13 protein-coding genes are annotated in these 13315 nt (G+C 60.0%); 2 read left to right on the top strand and 11 right to left on the bottom strand.

The features are described from left to right. The first annotated feature begins 96 nt into the window (after positions 1-96). Positions 97-1428, top strand: coding sequence for an IS110 family transposase (locus ACLH0I_RS16460; protein ID WP_411384783.1), 1332 nt, complete (start codon positions 97-99; stop codon positions 1426-1428). Positions 1429-1607: 179 nt separating this feature from the next. Here ACLH0I_RS16460 and nhaB read toward each other — a convergent pair whose 3' ends face one another. The 3 genes from nhaB to ACLH0I_RS16445 form a co-directional block, all read right to left on the bottom strand. After that, positions 1608-3110 carry a sodium/proton antiporter NhaB gene (gene nhaB / locus ACLH0I_RS16455; RefSeq protein ID WP_411384782.1) on the bottom strand — a complete coding sequence of 501 codons (1503 nt, stop codon included), beginning with the start codon at positions 3108-3110 and terminating at the stop codon, positions 1608-1610. A 94-nt stretch (positions 3111-3204) separates the two neighbouring features. Next, positions 3205-4494: a hypothetical protein gene (locus ACLH0I_RS16450; RefSeq protein WP_411384781.1), complete on the bottom strand. Its 1290-nt coding sequence runs from the start codon at positions 4492-4494 to the stop codon at positions 3205-3207. A 182-nt stretch (positions 4495-4676) separates the two neighbouring features. Then, positions 4677-4943, bottom strand: coding sequence for a hypothetical protein (locus ACLH0I_RS16445; RefSeq protein ID WP_013693488.1), 267 nt, complete (start codon positions 4941-4943; stop codon positions 4677-4679). Between the two features lie 341 nt (positions 4944-5284). Between ACLH0I_RS16445 and ACLH0I_RS16440 the strand changes: the two genes are divergently transcribed. Beyond that, a complete protein-coding gene (locus tag ACLH0I_RS16440) occupies positions 5285-6610 on the top strand; it encodes a sigma 54-interacting transcriptional regulator (protein WP_411384780.1) in 1326 nt (441 codons plus the stop codon). 151 nt (positions 6611-6761) lie between these two features. Here the strand turns inward: ACLH0I_RS16440 and ACLH0I_RS16435 are convergent, their stop codons facing one another. The 8 genes from ACLH0I_RS16435 to pnuC form a co-directional block, all read right to left on the bottom strand. Next, complete coding sequence (locus ACLH0I_RS16435) at positions 6762-8042, bottom strand: hypothetical protein (protein ID WP_186707657.1); 1281 nt, start codon at positions 8040-8042, stop codon at positions 6762-6764. 46 nt (positions 8043-8088) lie between these two features. Next, positions 8089-8835 carry a hypothetical protein gene (locus ACLH0I_RS16430; RefSeq protein ID WP_411384779.1) on the bottom strand — a complete coding sequence of 249 codons (747 nt, stop codon included), beginning with the start codon at positions 8833-8835 and terminating at the stop codon, positions 8089-8091. A 58-nt stretch (positions 8836-8893) separates the two neighbouring features. Further along, the gene (locus ACLH0I_RS16425) at positions 8894-9574 is read right to left on the bottom strand and encodes a C39 family peptidase (protein ID WP_186707659.1); all 681 of its coding nucleotides are present in this window, start codon (positions 9572-9574) and stop codon (positions 8894-8896) included. A 235-nt stretch (positions 9575-9809) separates the two neighbouring features. After that, complete coding sequence (locus ACLH0I_RS16420; protein ID WP_411384778.1) at positions 9810-10787, bottom strand: heme utilization protein; 978 nt, start codon at positions 10785-10787, stop codon at positions 9810-9812. Between the two features lie 62 nt (positions 10788-10849). Continuing rightward, positions 10850-11443: an adhesin gene (locus tag ACLH0I_RS16415; protein WP_411384777.1), complete on the bottom strand. Its 594-nt coding sequence runs from the start codon at positions 11441-11443 to the stop codon at positions 10850-10852. 1 nt (position 11444) lies between these two features. Next, the gene (locus ACLH0I_RS16410; RefSeq protein ID WP_411384776.1) at positions 11445-11891 is read right to left on the bottom strand and encodes a hypothetical protein; all 447 of its coding nucleotides are present in this window, start codon (positions 11889-11891) and stop codon (positions 11445-11447) included. Between the two features lie 310 nt (positions 11892-12201). After that, positions 12202-12726 carry an AAA family ATPase gene (locus ACLH0I_RS16405; protein ID WP_250963590.1) on the bottom strand — a complete coding sequence of 175 codons (525 nt, stop codon included), beginning with the start codon at positions 12724-12726 and terminating at the stop codon, positions 12202-12204. Further along, positions 12723-13286, bottom strand: coding sequence for a nicotinamide riboside transporter PnuC (gene pnuC / locus ACLH0I_RS16400; protein ID WP_186729858.1), 564 nt, complete (start codon positions 13284-13286; stop codon positions 12723-12725). The genes ACLH0I_RS16405 and pnuC overlap by 4 nt, the downstream gene beginning before the upstream one ends. Between the last annotated feature and the right edge of the window lie 29 nt (positions 13287-13315).

Below are 13315 nucleotides of genomic sequence, written 5' to 3'. Positions count from 1 at the left end.
TCGTTGTAGGCACAGCAAGCTGTGACCACGTATGAGAGAGTGAATCCGTTCGCCACCGTGTTCCCCGCGCGCCATTCAATCCTGCGAGGAATTGTCATGGCGCGCAAGAAGCAGCAGAAACGATTTGAAGTGATTCACCCTCATTGTGCCGGTATCGATATCGGCAGCCGCGAGCACTGGGTTGGCGTCAATCCCGATCAAAGCGACAAGCCTGTTCGCTGTTTTCCGGCCTTCACTGAGGATTTGGTGAGGCTGGCCGAATGGCTGGAATCGCTGAAAATCAAGGTCGTGGCGATGGAGGCCACTGGCGTTTACTGGATACCCCTGTTCGAGCTTCTCGATTCAAGGGGCTTTGAGGTGTACCTGGTCAACTCCCGTGCAACTCGTCAGATAAGCGGGCGTAAATCCGATGTTCTGGATTGCCAGTGGATCTGGCAACTCATGACCCATGGCTTACTCAGAGGTGCTTTCCGACCCGCTGATGATATTTGCTCGATGCGATCATTGGTTCGCCAGCGGGCCATGAAGGTTCGTGATCAAGCCAAGACCATCAACCGCATGCAAAAAGCCCTGACGCAGATGAATATTCAGTTAGCCAATGTCATCAGCAATATTGCTGGCGTGACAGGGATGAAAATCATCAAGGCCATCATCGATGGCGAGCGTGACCCTCAAGTCTTGGCCAACTTCCGAGACGGCCGTATCAAGGCCGATCACCAAACCATTGCCCGCAGCCTGCACGGTAACTGGCGAGTCGAGCATCTGCATGCTTTGGCTCAGGAGGTGGCTGCTCATGATTTCCTTGAGAAGCAGATTGCCGAATGTGATCAGGCCATCACTCAGGCACTTGATCGACTCCCAGTGCTGAACCATGAGCCCCCGCAACCCACCAAGCCACTGCGTAGCCCGCATCGCTCGGCAGATGAACAGGCCAGCTTGCACCAGGCACTTGTGAGAATCATGGGCGTGGACCTGACCGCGATTCCCACCATCGGAATCGAATCTGCCTTGGTTCTGGCGAGCGAAGTCGGACCTGATTTGTCGCGTTTTCCGACTGAGCAACATTTCAGTTCTTGGTTGGGGGTAGCGCCCTCAACCCGAATATCGGGGGGAAAACCCTTGCCCGGTCATGTCCCCAAGGTATTTAACCGGGCGGCACAAGCGTTGAAGCAGGCGGCCTCTAGCGCCCGCACCGATAAAAGTTTTATCGGTGCCAGTCACCGCGCCCGATTGGCTCGCATGGATACGGCCTGCGCCATTAAGGCTACGGCTCACCAGCTGGCCCGCCTGATCTACGCCATGCTGACCAAGGGACAGCCTTACGTGGCGCAGGATATGGACGAGTACGAGGCCAAAAGTCGTGATCGTCAGCTTAGAGCCTTACAGCGTAAGGCTACAAAGCTGGGTGTTCGATTGGTCGCGGCTTAAAAAGCTTTGGAGAACAAGGGGATGGATTTTGTTTGATGAGAGCTTGCTCCCGCTGGGGCGCGTAGCGCCCCCTGTCTTCGCCTGACACGCCGCGGGTGTCAGTGCTTTCTTGGGGCTGCTGCGCAGCCCAGCGGGAGCAAGCTCCCTCGCCACTGGTTTGCTTCTTCTCAGCAGTATTTCTACAACCAGTACGTCACCCCATACCACCCCAAACCACCCATCACCACGGTGTAGGGCAATGCCATCCAGACCATCCGGCCATAGGACAGGCGAATCAGCGGCGCAATCGCCGAGGTCAGCAGGAACAGGAAAGCCGCCTGGCCGTTGGGTGTGGCGACGCTCGGCAGGTTGGTGCCGGTGTTGATAGCCACCGCCAGGGTCTCGAACTGTTCGCGGCTCATGTGACCGGAGACGAAGGCCTGTTTGACCTCGGTGATGTAGATGGTCGCCACGAACACGTTGTCGCTGATGGCCGAGAGCAGGCCGTTGGCGATAAACAGCATGCCAGGCTGCTGGTCGGCGGGCAGGGCCAGGACCCATTGGATCAGCGGCGTGAACAGTTGCTGGTCGTGAATGACCGCCACCACCGCAAAGAACACCACCAGCAGCGACGTGAACGGCATGGCGTCCTTGAATGCATTGCCCAGCCGATGTTCGTCGGTGATGCCGGTGAAGGCGGTAATCAACACGATGATCATCAGGCCGATCAGGCCAACTTCGGCAATGTGCAGGGCCAGGCAGACGATCAGGATCAGTGCGGCAAGGCCTTGGACGATCAGGGCCGCGCGTTGACGAGCCGTGCGCTCCAGATTGTCCTGCTCGGCATAATCGGCCAGCACGGCGCGCACATTGTCCGGCAACAGCGTGCCATAACCGAACCAGCGCAGCTTTTCCAGCGCTACGCAGGTCACCAGTCCGGCCACCAGTACTGGCAGCGATACTGGCGCGACTTTCAGGAAGAAGTCAGCGAAATGCCAGCCCATCTCATGGCCGATCAGCAGGTTCTGCGGTTCGCCCACCAAGGTGCAGACGCCACCCAGCGCCGTACCGACGGCGCCATGCATCAGCAGACTGCGCAGGAAGGCTCGGAACTGCTCCAGGTCGCCTTGGTGCAGCGAAGGCAAATCGTGGTCTTCGTCGACGCTGCTGTCCTGGCGCGGGTCGTTACCCGACGCCACGCGGTGATACACCGAATAAAAGCCCACGGCGGCGCTGATGATCACTGCCGTGACGGTCAAGGCATCGAGGAAGGCCGACAGGAACGCCGAGAGAAAGCAGAACATCAAGGCCAGGATGGCCTTGGAGCGCACACCCAGGAGCAGGCGCGAGAACAGGAACAGCAGCAAGTCCTTCATGAAATAGATCCCCGCCACCATGAACATCAGCAGCAGGATGACCGGGAAGTTATGCAGCAGTTCGTCATACAGCGCCTTGGGGGTGGTCATGCCCAGCGCCAGGGCTTCGACCATCAGCAAGCCGCCGGGCATCAGCGGGTAGCATTTAAGGGCCATGGCCAGGGTGAAGATGAATTCCAGCACGATCATCCAACCGGCAACGACTGGGCCCAGGGTCCACAGCGTGACGGCATTGAGGATCAGGAAGGTAATAATGCACGCCTTGTACCAGCGCGGGGAATTCCCCAGAAAGTTATGCGCGAAAGCCTGAGCCATGGGACCGGACATGGGCTGCTCCTTTTAATTAGAAGCGCGCAACTTGCCGTAAGAAATGAGGAATATCAAGCGTAGGATGAATACCGTTCCCCCGCGACAATCTGACTCAGGCCCAATAACGCGCAACCACCGCTCGATAATGACCCTGGAGTGAGTAGCCGCCCACCAGGATTTTGCTGTCAGCCTGCACCGCCACGGCGGTGGCGGTGTCCAGACTGTAGCCGAGTCGCGTGCGTACCCAGCCTTTGCCCTGGCCGAAATCCGGGTCGAGGCTCGCATCCGGCAAATGCCGGGCAAGCACGAAGTCGGCCTCGATACCGCCGATGGTGGCGCCGACGGTGACCAGCTTTCCGTCCGCTTGAAGCTGGGCGGCGGTCCACTGGCTGGCGTTGCGCCCGATCGCCATGAGCCGGCACTGGCCCTGATTGCAATGACGGTCCGGCTTGCCGTCCGGACGTACTTTCAGGGACAGGCTATGCATCGGATCGCGACTGCTGCCGAACGCCTGCAGATCACCGTTCCCATCCTCGACGATCTGGCTGATCATCGCGCTGTGACCCTGGGCCAGGATGGACAGGAAGCCCTCTTCGCCGAAGCTGTCATCGAGCCTGCCGCTGCTGTCATAGCGTGCTATCAAGCCATGTTGGGGCAGGTCGATGGCGCCACCGACGACAATATGGCCGTCAGCCTGGAGCGTCAGGCAGCCGAGCCAGGTATTTTTCAACAAGCGTCGGACCATCACGAAACCGCGACCATTGAATGAGGTATCCAGGGCCCCGTCCGGCAGGAGCCGGATCAGTACGCCGACATGGTCGGACAATTGGTAATGATGGTTGGCGAGCAAAAGGATCCGGCCATCGGCCTGCACTTGCATGTCGCAGGCCTCGAGACCTGGCACGCCGGGCGGCAGCCAGGGATCGCGCAGGCCTTGGGAGAGATTGCCACAGAGCCGGATGATGTGCCGGCCGGCGTTGCCGAAGCTCTGGACAGCACGGCCTTGCGGATCGAACAGTGCTAGGGCGGGCAGGGTGTGCTCGTTGTTTTCGTAGTGCAGGCCCGACAGCAGGATATGCCCGTCGGGCAGCTCGATTACTTTGCCTGCCGTCGCTTCGAAGCCGTGGTCAAACGCGTCGATCACGCAGCCGCGGGTGCCGAAAACCGGGTCGGTCGAACCGTCAGGGTTGAGTCGTGCCAGCCCGAATCGGCTGCCGTGGGCCGTCTCGACCCTGGCTGCCACCAGGATTCGCCCGGCTCGGTCGAGGGTCAATCCGGTGATCAGGCTCGAAGTGCTGTCTTCGAAATGAACCCAGGCTTTGCCATTGGCGGCAAAGCCTGGGTCAAGTTGCCCGGGATGGGCCATGGCCTTGGGGAGCACAAACGCGAACTGGTTGAGCATGCCTGCCTCTCCTTGCGTGTCGACCGGCCCGAAAGGGCGATGACTGCATGAGGGCAACATTCAATCCCTGAACGGGACAATACACAACTGTCAGGTCTACCGATGCTGCGGCGATGCGTGCCATAACAATGGCTTTACAACCCAATGCCAAGCCTGCAATCGATAACAGGCTTTATCGAGGTTTATTCCGGCATCGACCAGGATTGCAAGGTGTAGCCTTCCTGGCTCAATTCGGCACGGGCCTGTTTCAACAGATCGGCCAGTTGGACCGGGTCGGTATAGGCGCTGCTTGGAATCTGAGTGCGGCCAATATGGGTATTGGTACGGTCGATGACGGTCAGGCTAAGTTCACCGTTACCGTCTTGTGGAGCCCAGGCCACGCATTGGAATGGACGGAATGCGCGGTCGGCAATCAAAAGAGCTTCGTTGATACGGAGCGGGGCGTTCATGGCGTTTTCTCTTCAGTGTGCCCAAACAAATGATGTGCCGTCGGTTGGGCGTACCGTGCGGCTGGTTACTTGTACTGATGTCCCGAACCCGTAGGCGGGTCACACATTATTTAAATAAATTTCGATTTTCTTTCAGACCAGGCTTTTGCACTTTTGTTTGAAAGCACCCTGAAAGAAAAACACCTGTGACAACTAACGAAACGCTCGCTTATAACCGTTTTAACGTGATCTCGATAATCAATTGATACAAGGGCGCGTCAACTTCTTGCTACTGTTACATGCAGGTTTGCCAAACGACTGTTTCTAATCATATTTCCTTATTTTGGCGCCAAGGATCAGTCATGATCGAAGCCAGTACGTCACGTCGTCTGCTCGTGGTTGATCCCTGCGACGATTGTCATCGCCTGTTGCCAGGGCTGCGCAGCATTGGTTGGGATGTGGACAGTTGCGCCCTTGAACACGCCGGCGATCGGACCTGTGACGTCGGTCTGCTGCGCTTGCAACCGTTTCACCTGGAGCGCCCGGAAGCGGTCAAGGAATTGATCAGCCGCAGCGGCACGGAGTGGATCGCCGTGCTCAGCCAGGAAGTCTTGCGCCTGCAAAACGTCGGTGATTTTGTCTGCGAATGGTTTTTTGACTTCCATACCTTGCCTTTTGACGTGTCCAGGGTCCAGGTGACCCTGGGCCGGGCGTTTGGCATGGCGCGCCTGCGGGGCCAGGGCTCGATTCATATCGACCAGCCCGAACATGAACTGCTGGGCGACAGCAAGCCGATTCGCGAACTGCGCAAGTTGTTGAGCAAGTTGGCGCCGGCCGAGTCGCCCGTGTTGATTCGCGGTGAGAGCGGCACCGGCAAGGAGCTGGTGGCGCGCACCCTGCATTGCCAGTCGCATCGGCGCAACAAGCCGTTCATCGCCATCAACTGTGGCGCCATTCCGGAGCACTTGATCCAGTCCGAATTGTTCGGTCATGAGAAGGGCGCATTTACCGGCGCTCACCAACGCAAGATTGGCCGGATCGAGGCGGCCCATGGGGGCACGCTGTTTCTCGATGAGATTGGCGACCTGCCGTTGGAGTTGCAGGCCAACTTGCTGCGTTTCCTCCAGGAAAAACACATTGAGCGGGTTGGCGGCAGCCAGCCGATCGCCGTCGATGTGCGGGTCTTGGCGGCTACCCATGTGGACCTTGAGGCGGCCATCGAGCACAAGCGATTTCGCGAGGACTTGTATTACCGCTTGAATGTGTTGCAAGTGGTCATGGCACCCCTGCGCGAACGCCATGGCGACCTGGCGATGTTGGCCAGTCACTTTTCCCATTTCTACAGCCGGGAAACCGGCCGTCGTCCCCGCAGCTTCAGTGACGATGCCCTGGTGGCGATGGGCATGCACGACTGGCCCGGCAACGTGCGGGAGTTGGCCAATCGCGTCCGTCGCGGGTTGGTGCTGGCCGAAGGGCGCCAGATCGAAGCCCGGGACCTTGGCCTGGCCAGCCAACAGGGCATCACGGCGCCGATGGGGACGCTGGAGGATTACAAGACCCGCGCCGAGCGCCAGGCCCTGAGCGATGTGCTCAACCGTCACAGTGACAACCTGAGCGTGGCGGCGCGGGTATTGGGCGTGTCCCGGCCGACGTTCTATCGTCTGCTGCATAAGCATCAGATCCGCTGACTCAAACCTGCGCAAAGAACTGTGGGAGCGAACTTGCTCGCGATAGCGGACTTTCATTCAATATTCATGCTGACTGAAAGGGCCTCATCGCGAGCAAGCTCGCTCCCACAGGGGGTTGCAGTGTCCTTCCCATTACCTATCCCAGAGGGCATCAGAAGTAGTATGGGAATTTCAGGCTAAAGGTGAAATCCGGCGCATCGTCGGTCAACCCGATGGACAGGTTCGGCACGATGGTCAGGTTGTCGGACGCGGCGACGGTCATGCCGATATTGAAGTAACCGGCGTTGGCGTCGCTGGAGGTCACCGATTCCCAGTCGCCGCCGTCCTGCTTGAGCTTGCTTTTCTTCTGGATCAGGTCGGAGACCGAGAACGACATGCTCATCTTCTCGTTCAACGCAAAGGCAACGCCCGCGCCGATCTGGAAACTGTCGCCGATCCGCACCTTGCCCGGGGTCTTCTGGTTGACCGTGGAGCTGATGTCGTCGAATGACTCTTCGAGGTTATGGGTGTAGGAAAGGCTGCCGAACAGGACGGCTGGGTCGAAGGTCTTGACCAGCGAGAGCCCGGGCGTGATCGACCAGACGCCGTTACCGGTGGGCAAGTCGTCAGGCACGAACAGGTTGGTGTTGGCCTGGGATTGGCGCAGCTTGATACCAAACGGGTCCTTGCCGGTGGGGGCCTTGACCCGCAGGGTGACCACCGCGTCCGGAGAGTTGATCGACTCATCCATGAACTTGTAGGCGATGCCGAAGTTGACGTCGCCGATGGTCGGGTCGCGGGTCACGGTTTCTTCGCTGGTGACCCCGGCCGCACCGTTGTTCGCGCCGCCTGACTGGTAGGTGGATTCGCGGTAGACCACCGGCACGTTGAGGTCGAACTGCCAGCGATTGTCGAAGTTGTAGCGACCGGTGAGGTCCAGCGTCCAGGTGTCGGCCTTGATCCGGTCGAGGTTGATATTGCCCAGGAAAATCGAATCCAGGGCCAGGAAGCCGTTGAGGATCAGTTGCCGCGTGTCATAGCGCGAATAGGTCACGCCGGTCTCGAAACTGAACTTGCCGCCGCCAAAGAAGCCGCTGGCCTCGTCATAGAGGTTGGAGACACTTTGGGCCGGCTGGGAATCGTCGGCCAGGGATTGCCCATAGCCGCTGCCGCCCGCTGTTGTCGCAGCACCGCCGGCGGTCTGGTTGCCTTTCATGTCGGCCGGGGATTTGGCCAGGCGCTTGGGTTGTGGCGCGGCGGGTTGGTCCTCTACTTGGCGAACCCGCTGCTCGAGCACCGCCAAGGCCTTTTGCTGGACCTCGTATCGTTGCTTGAGCTCTAGAAGCTGCTGTTTCAGGGCTTCTATTTCGGCATCCGGGGCCGCCTGTAACACGGCCGCCGGGAATAACGTGCTTAAACACATCACAGCGCGCAACGATACGGATCGATACATGAAATATGCCGTCCCTATTTGCCCAATGATCGGAAACCAGCGTAGTTCAATAACCGAGGTTACGGAGGCCGCGCAGTTGGGTCAGGTTGCAGTCCAATGCGCCGGCACTGGGGCCGTTGTTGTTCAGCACCACGTTGAGCTGCGTCATGTTGTTGACCAGGTTACTGTTGCCCAACAGGCGGGTGTTTTGCAGCAAGCCGCCCTGGGCCACTTGTTGCAAGGTGCCGCCCTGGTTGTGGCTGGCCTGGATCGCCATCTGCACGCCGTTGCCGGTGGCAGTGACCGCGACGCTGCCGGCGGCATTGCTGCCGCTGATGGTCTGGCCCTTGGTCAACAGTTGACCTTGGGAGGGGACAAGCGCGGGCGCCTGGTTGCTCTCCTTCACATTGATGTTGACGTTGTTGTAGGCCGTGTTGCCGTCGCCGGCGGCACGCACGCTCTGGGTCACGCCCTGGCTCGTGCCAAGGCCGGCGCCACCGGTAATGTTGCCGCTGCCCTGTTCCGGGACGCTGCCGTTACCGGTTTGCTTGATGGTGGAGACATAGAATTCGGGTTTGACGGTGGCGGCTTGGATTTGCATGGTGCTGCTGGCGCCGATCAGGTCGCCGCTGGCGTTGCGCCAAGTACTGCTCATGACGATGCCGAAGCTGATGACGCGGCCGGGCATGACATAACGACCGCGCAACTCGGCGAGCTCCTGGTCCTTGACCTCGATGGGTTTGAAACCGGCATGGGCATAGCCCGAGGCGGTCGCGAGCAGGCAGGCCAGCGACAGCCAGTGTGAAGTTTTCATGTGCTGCTCCCGGAGCGTCCTGCTCCTTTTTGTACTTATTGTTGGCAGTGATCGGCGATTAGAAAAAGTCGCTCTGTATGAAGCCGAAATCCATCAGTTCCGCATCCCTGACCGGGTTGAAACCGTCCAGCTTGTTACGGGCCGTCAGGGGTTGAGGAGGGCTGCGTAGGGCATTGGTCTTGTCATAGCCCGGGCCGACGATCGCGAAGACGATGCCGTTCCAGCCTTTGACGAACTCATCGTGGGAATAGCGTTTGTGCCCCAGCACCGGGTCGCCGATGTAGACCCATTGCTTGTCGGCTCGCTGCAATACCACGAAGTGCTTGTAGCCGCGTATTTCCATCAGGACCACCACCGGGATCGTCACCGCTTCGAGTTTCTCCGGCGGTATCCGGTAGCCTCGGGCACGCATGCCGATGGTTTCCACGTAGCGCTTCATGTCCAGCATGGAAAAGCCCTGGGTGCGAACCAGGTCATGGTCGGCATTGACCAGCATGCCTTTGATGACGTGCTCTTCATCGACATCGAGCCAATAGGCTTGGCGTAGCACCGTCGCCAGCGCGGCGGCGCCGCAACTGAAGTCGGTTTTCTGTTCGACGATGTCGCTGAACTTGCGCTCGCGTACGCTTTGCACCGGTTTGTAGACCAGCATGCCGCCAGGCAGGGCAGCGACCGGCATCTGCGCCGCTTCGGCCATACAGGCCAGGCAGAGCAACAGGGAAACGGCAGTGACACGCATGATCAATACGCCTGATGGACATCCGGGAAAAAAGCCCCGTTTCCCAGCGGCACTGTTCGTCTAGAGCATTGAAATACGTCCGTGGTGAGGGAGCTTGCTCCCGCTGGGCTGCGGAGCGGCCCCAGGTTTTTGCGGTTGCTGCGCAACCGAGCGGGAGCAAGCTCCCTCGCCACAAGATTCATCCAAACCCTAGGGGAACAGCATTGCTGTTACCGGGGCTCCGTTTCACCCGCGCTTACATGCAAGCCTTGCAGCCCGCCGCGATGGACAGCGAGTTGCTTTGCTGGTTGCCCACGCCCGCCGACACGTTGGCGCCGCCGTTACCGGAGAAGCCGTTCATGGAGTTGGTCATGGTGGCGTTGTTGATCACAGGGTTTTTCCAACCGTCGCGGGTCAGCACCTGCTGGGTGTTGCTGCCGGCCAGTTCGAAAGTCCCCACGGCGGAGAACTTGAACTTGTCGTCATCGTGGCCGCCGCCGTAGCCACCTTTGTTGCCCCAGCCGCCGTCGTCTTCGACGGTACCGGTGCCTTTGGCCTTGAACGTGCCGGAGGCGCTGGAGGTGCTGGTAAGGGTATCGGTCTTGTAGGTGCGCACGCCTTTGTTGTCCACCACAAGGCCGCTGGAGGACTGATCGGCCGAAGCGGCAGCTTCTGCGACACGGCCACCCGATACGGCAATGGCCAGGTTGTTTTTCTGTTGGTTGAAGTTGCCAGCGGTCACGTTGATGCCGATATTACCGGAGCCATCGTTGCCGGCATTGGTGAGCGAGGCATTGTTTTGCGTCGAGTTGTTTTTGACATAGTTGTTGCTATTGACTTGCGTGGCGCTGGAAACAGCAACAGCCGAACCGAAGATGAAGCTTTCGTCAGCGGTGGCCAGCGCGGCGGCGTTGTCTTGCTGGTTACCGTCGCCGCCCGCGATGTTGGCGCCCATGTTGCCGTTGCTGCCATTGAGCGAATCAGTGGCTTCAGCGGTGTTGCGGGTGGCCTGGTTGGTTACGATGTTGCCATCGCTGTTCTGCACATCCAGTACGGTCGCACCAGCCCCGGCCGTGATCGAGAGCAACTGCTCAAACGAGGGACCTCTTGGGCCTTGATTGCCGTGGCCGTTGCCGTGGCCGTTACCGTTGCCACGTCCATCGGCCTGTGCAGCCATTGCCATGACAGCGGCGAGAGCGAAAACCAATGGTTTGAGTGCCATTGTAGGTTTCATGATGTTTCTCCTTGCGTGTCGTTGGTTAAGTGTTGGTACTTTCTTATGCCCACTGCGCCGGATCAGTCAGCGACCCGGATGCTCAGGGTGTTAGCCATGCGGTTCCCCACCCCGGCACTCTGGTTCACCTGAATCACCCCTCGGCTGCCGGTGAAGGCCTGGTCGCTGGTAACGACCTGGCGACTGCCGGTTGGGGCGCCAGTTGCGCCTGAGTTCGGTAGCAACGCCACGTTCTGTTGGGACAGGGCGCTGTCGTCAATGCTCTGCGGATGGGCACTGATGCTCACCCGCATGACATTGGCCATCTGGTTGTTGGCCCCGGCGGACTGGTTCACGCCCAGCACGCCGTTGCCGTTGGTAAAGGAGTGGCCACCGATACGGGCGGTGGCGTTCATGGAGGGGTTGGCCTGGGTGTCGACGCTTTGCTGTACGCGGGTGCTGGCCTGGGCGTGGCTGCCAATGGCAATGGCCCGGGTGTTGGTTTGCTGGATCTGGTCGCCAGCCGCCTGGTTGACGTTGAAGTTGCCGGTGTACTGGCTGCCGGAATCCTGCAGGTTGGCGTTGCTGACCACCGCCATGCCCGAATCGGCAAATGCGGTGAAAGAACTGAGCAGGGACAGCATGACCAGGGCGAGTAGAAACAGGACGGGTTTCATGTCACTGACCTCCCGCCAGCCGGCCCAGCGGGGCCAGGCCGGAGCTCAGCGAGCGGTTGATGGTGCCAGAGATCGCTCCGCCGCTGCCGCCACCGTGGCCGGCATTCATGCCCGGCATGCCGTTGGGGTTGGTGACCACGTTCAGGCCCTGCACGCCGGTATTGGGGGTGACGATGTTGCGGATCGACGAACCGCTGGCCACGCTGGCGAATTCGCCATCGCTCAGTTCGGTGCTATTGGTCGCCTGGTTGATGCGTTCGGAGGGGTTGGCGTTGACGGTGGTCGGGTAGGGGTCTTTGCCGCCGTTGCGACCGATTGCGATGGGTTGCACGTCACGGTTGAGTACGATGACGCCGTTGCCCTCGGCCTGCGCGGGGAGGCTGAACGTTGCGCCGACGGCGCAGCCGATGAATAGCAGGCAGGTCACACCCCTGTCGAACATCCCCATGGCATCGATTCCTTCTTCGGTACGCTGGCCCTAGTCAGCGTTGCGAAGTGGGGAAGAGCAGGTGTTGTGCCGGGTTTTGAATTGCCTGTGAATTCAACAAGTTGGGTTCAGGCGCGCGCAGCGGGGGAAGAAACCTGTTTCAGCGCTGAGACAACGCACATGATGGCTAACCGGCTGCACGCTGTTCCAGGGCTCTGGATCCAGGTTTTTGGGTGGGTGTTTCAGTGACTTGACAGTCTTGATGACAATCATCTGAAACGATGTTGGATCCGGGTTTGCCGCGAGCGTGATGTTTCAAACGTGAGACAAATCATCCTGCGGTCAGTTGGGCGACGGCCGCGAACACTTGCCGCTGGCGTTGCGCCCAGTTGCCTCGAATGATCTGGAACGGTTGCCGATGTCCACTCAGCCACGCCTCGATGGCGTCGAAAAATGCCAGTCGTTCTTCCAGCTCGGGTTGGCAACGCAAACCGTCGCCAGTCCATTCGACCTGCTCGGGGCTCAACAGCAGGTGCAAGTCGTAATGACGGGCCAGCAACGCCGGTTCGAGCCAGTCCGGGCAGTCGCCAAAGAGGGTCTGGCTCCAGAGGATGTTGCTCAACAGGTGGGTGTCGAGGATCAATAGCGAGGGTCGGCGGGCTCGTGCCTCGTCTTCCCAGGCCAACTGGCCGGAGGCGATGTCGGTGATGTCCGCCAGGCACGTATCGCGCTGGGTCTGTTCCATGAAATGGCGCACGTACTCGTCCACCCGCACGCCACCAAAATGTGCCTGGAGTTGCGCAGCCAGCCAGCTCTTGCCGCTGGATTCCGGGCCGGTCAGGACCACCACCTTCATGCGCGCAGGGCCGGGTCGGCGCGCCATTCCCGCCAGCCTTGCACGGCCAGCAGGGTGAACAGGGCGTAAAGCGCGGCGGTCAGGTGCAAGCCCTTGTAGATGAACAGGCCGACGAAGATCACGTCCAGGACGATCCACAACGGCCAGCATTGCACGCGTTTTTGCGCCATCCACCATTGAGCGACGAGGCTGAAACCAGTGAGCGCGGCATCGAGCCAGGGCTGGGCGGCGTCGGTCCAGTGGGCCATGGCGGCGCCCAACAGCAGACTGCCCGCCGCGCCGATGGCCAGGCCGAGCAGCACCGACGGCCCACCGAGATGGCTGACCTGACGCCCATCATGATTGTGCCCGGCACGGGTCCATTGCCACCAGCCGTAGAGTTGCAACACCGCGTAGACCACCTGCAGCAGCATGTCCGAGTACAACTTCACCTCGAAAAAAATCCAGCTGTACAGCAACACCATGACCAGGCCGATCGGCCAGCACCAGGGGTTCTGCTTGACGGTCAACCAGACAGCGATCACGCCGAGGGCTGCGGCAAACAGTTCAAGCCCGGACATGGTGGTTCCTTGGGGAAAGAGGAGAGGGC

The organism is Pseudomonas sp. MPB03 (assembly GCF_046605385.1).
Classification (GTDB): Bacteria; Pseudomonadota; Gammaproteobacteria; order Pseudomonadales; family Pseudomonadaceae; genus Aquipseudomonas; species Aquipseudomonas zanjanensis.
This window is presented reverse-complemented; position numbering and strand designations above follow the sequence as displayed.

Bases quoted from the DNA above. Each gene is read 5' to 3' on its own strand.
- ACLH0I_RS16450 (WP_411384781.1), bottom strand. From the start codon at position 4,494: ATGCTCAACCAGTTCGCGTTTGTGCTCCCCAAGGCCATGGCCCATCCC.
- ACLH0I_RS16420 (WP_411384778.1), bottom strand. From the start codon at position 10,787: ATGAAACCTACAATGGCACTCAAACCATTGGTTTTCGCTCTCGCCGCT.
- ACLH0I_RS16440 (WP_411384780.1), top strand. From the start codon at position 5,285: ATGATCGAAGCCAGTACGTCACGTCGTCTGCTCGTGGTTGATCCCTGC.
- ACLH0I_RS16425 (WP_186707659.1), bottom strand. From the start codon at position 9,574: ATGCGTGTCACTGCCGTTTCCCTGTTGCTCTGCCTGGCCTGTATGGCC.
- ACLH0I_RS16430 (WP_411384779.1), bottom strand. From the start codon at position 8,835: ATGAAAACTTCACACTGGCTGTCGCTGGCCTGCCTGCTCGCGACCGCC.
- ACLH0I_RS16415 (WP_411384777.1), bottom strand. From the start codon at position 11,443: ATGAAACCCGTCCTGTTTCTACTCGCCCTGGTCATGCTGTCCCTGCTC.
- pnuC (WP_186729858.1), bottom strand. From the start codon at position 13,286: ATGTCCGGGCTTGAACTGTTTGCCGCAGCCCTCGGCGTGATCGCTGTC.
- ACLH0I_RS16410 (WP_411384776.1), bottom strand. From the start codon at position 11,891: ATGGGGATGTTCGACAGGGGTGTGACCTGCCTGCTATTCATCGGCTGC.
- ACLH0I_RS16460 (WP_411384783.1), top strand. From the start codon at position 97: ATGGCGCGCAAGAAGCAGCAGAAACGATTTGAAGTGATTCACCCTCAT.
- ACLH0I_RS16435 (WP_186707657.1), bottom strand. From the start codon at position 8,042: ATGTATCGATCCGTATCGTTGCGCGCTGTGATGTGTTTAAGCACGTTA.
- ACLH0I_RS16445 (WP_013693488.1), bottom strand. From the start codon at position 4,943: ATGAACGCCCCGCTCCGTATCAACGAAGCTCTTTTGATTGCCGACCGC.
- nhaB (WP_411384782.1), bottom strand. From the start codon at position 3,110: ATGTCCGGTCCCATGGCTCAGGCTTTCGCGCATAACTTTCTGGGGAAT.
- ACLH0I_RS16405 (WP_250963590.1), bottom strand. From the start codon at position 12,726: ATGAAGGTGGTGGTCCTGACCGGCCCGGAATCCAGCGGCAAGAGCTGG.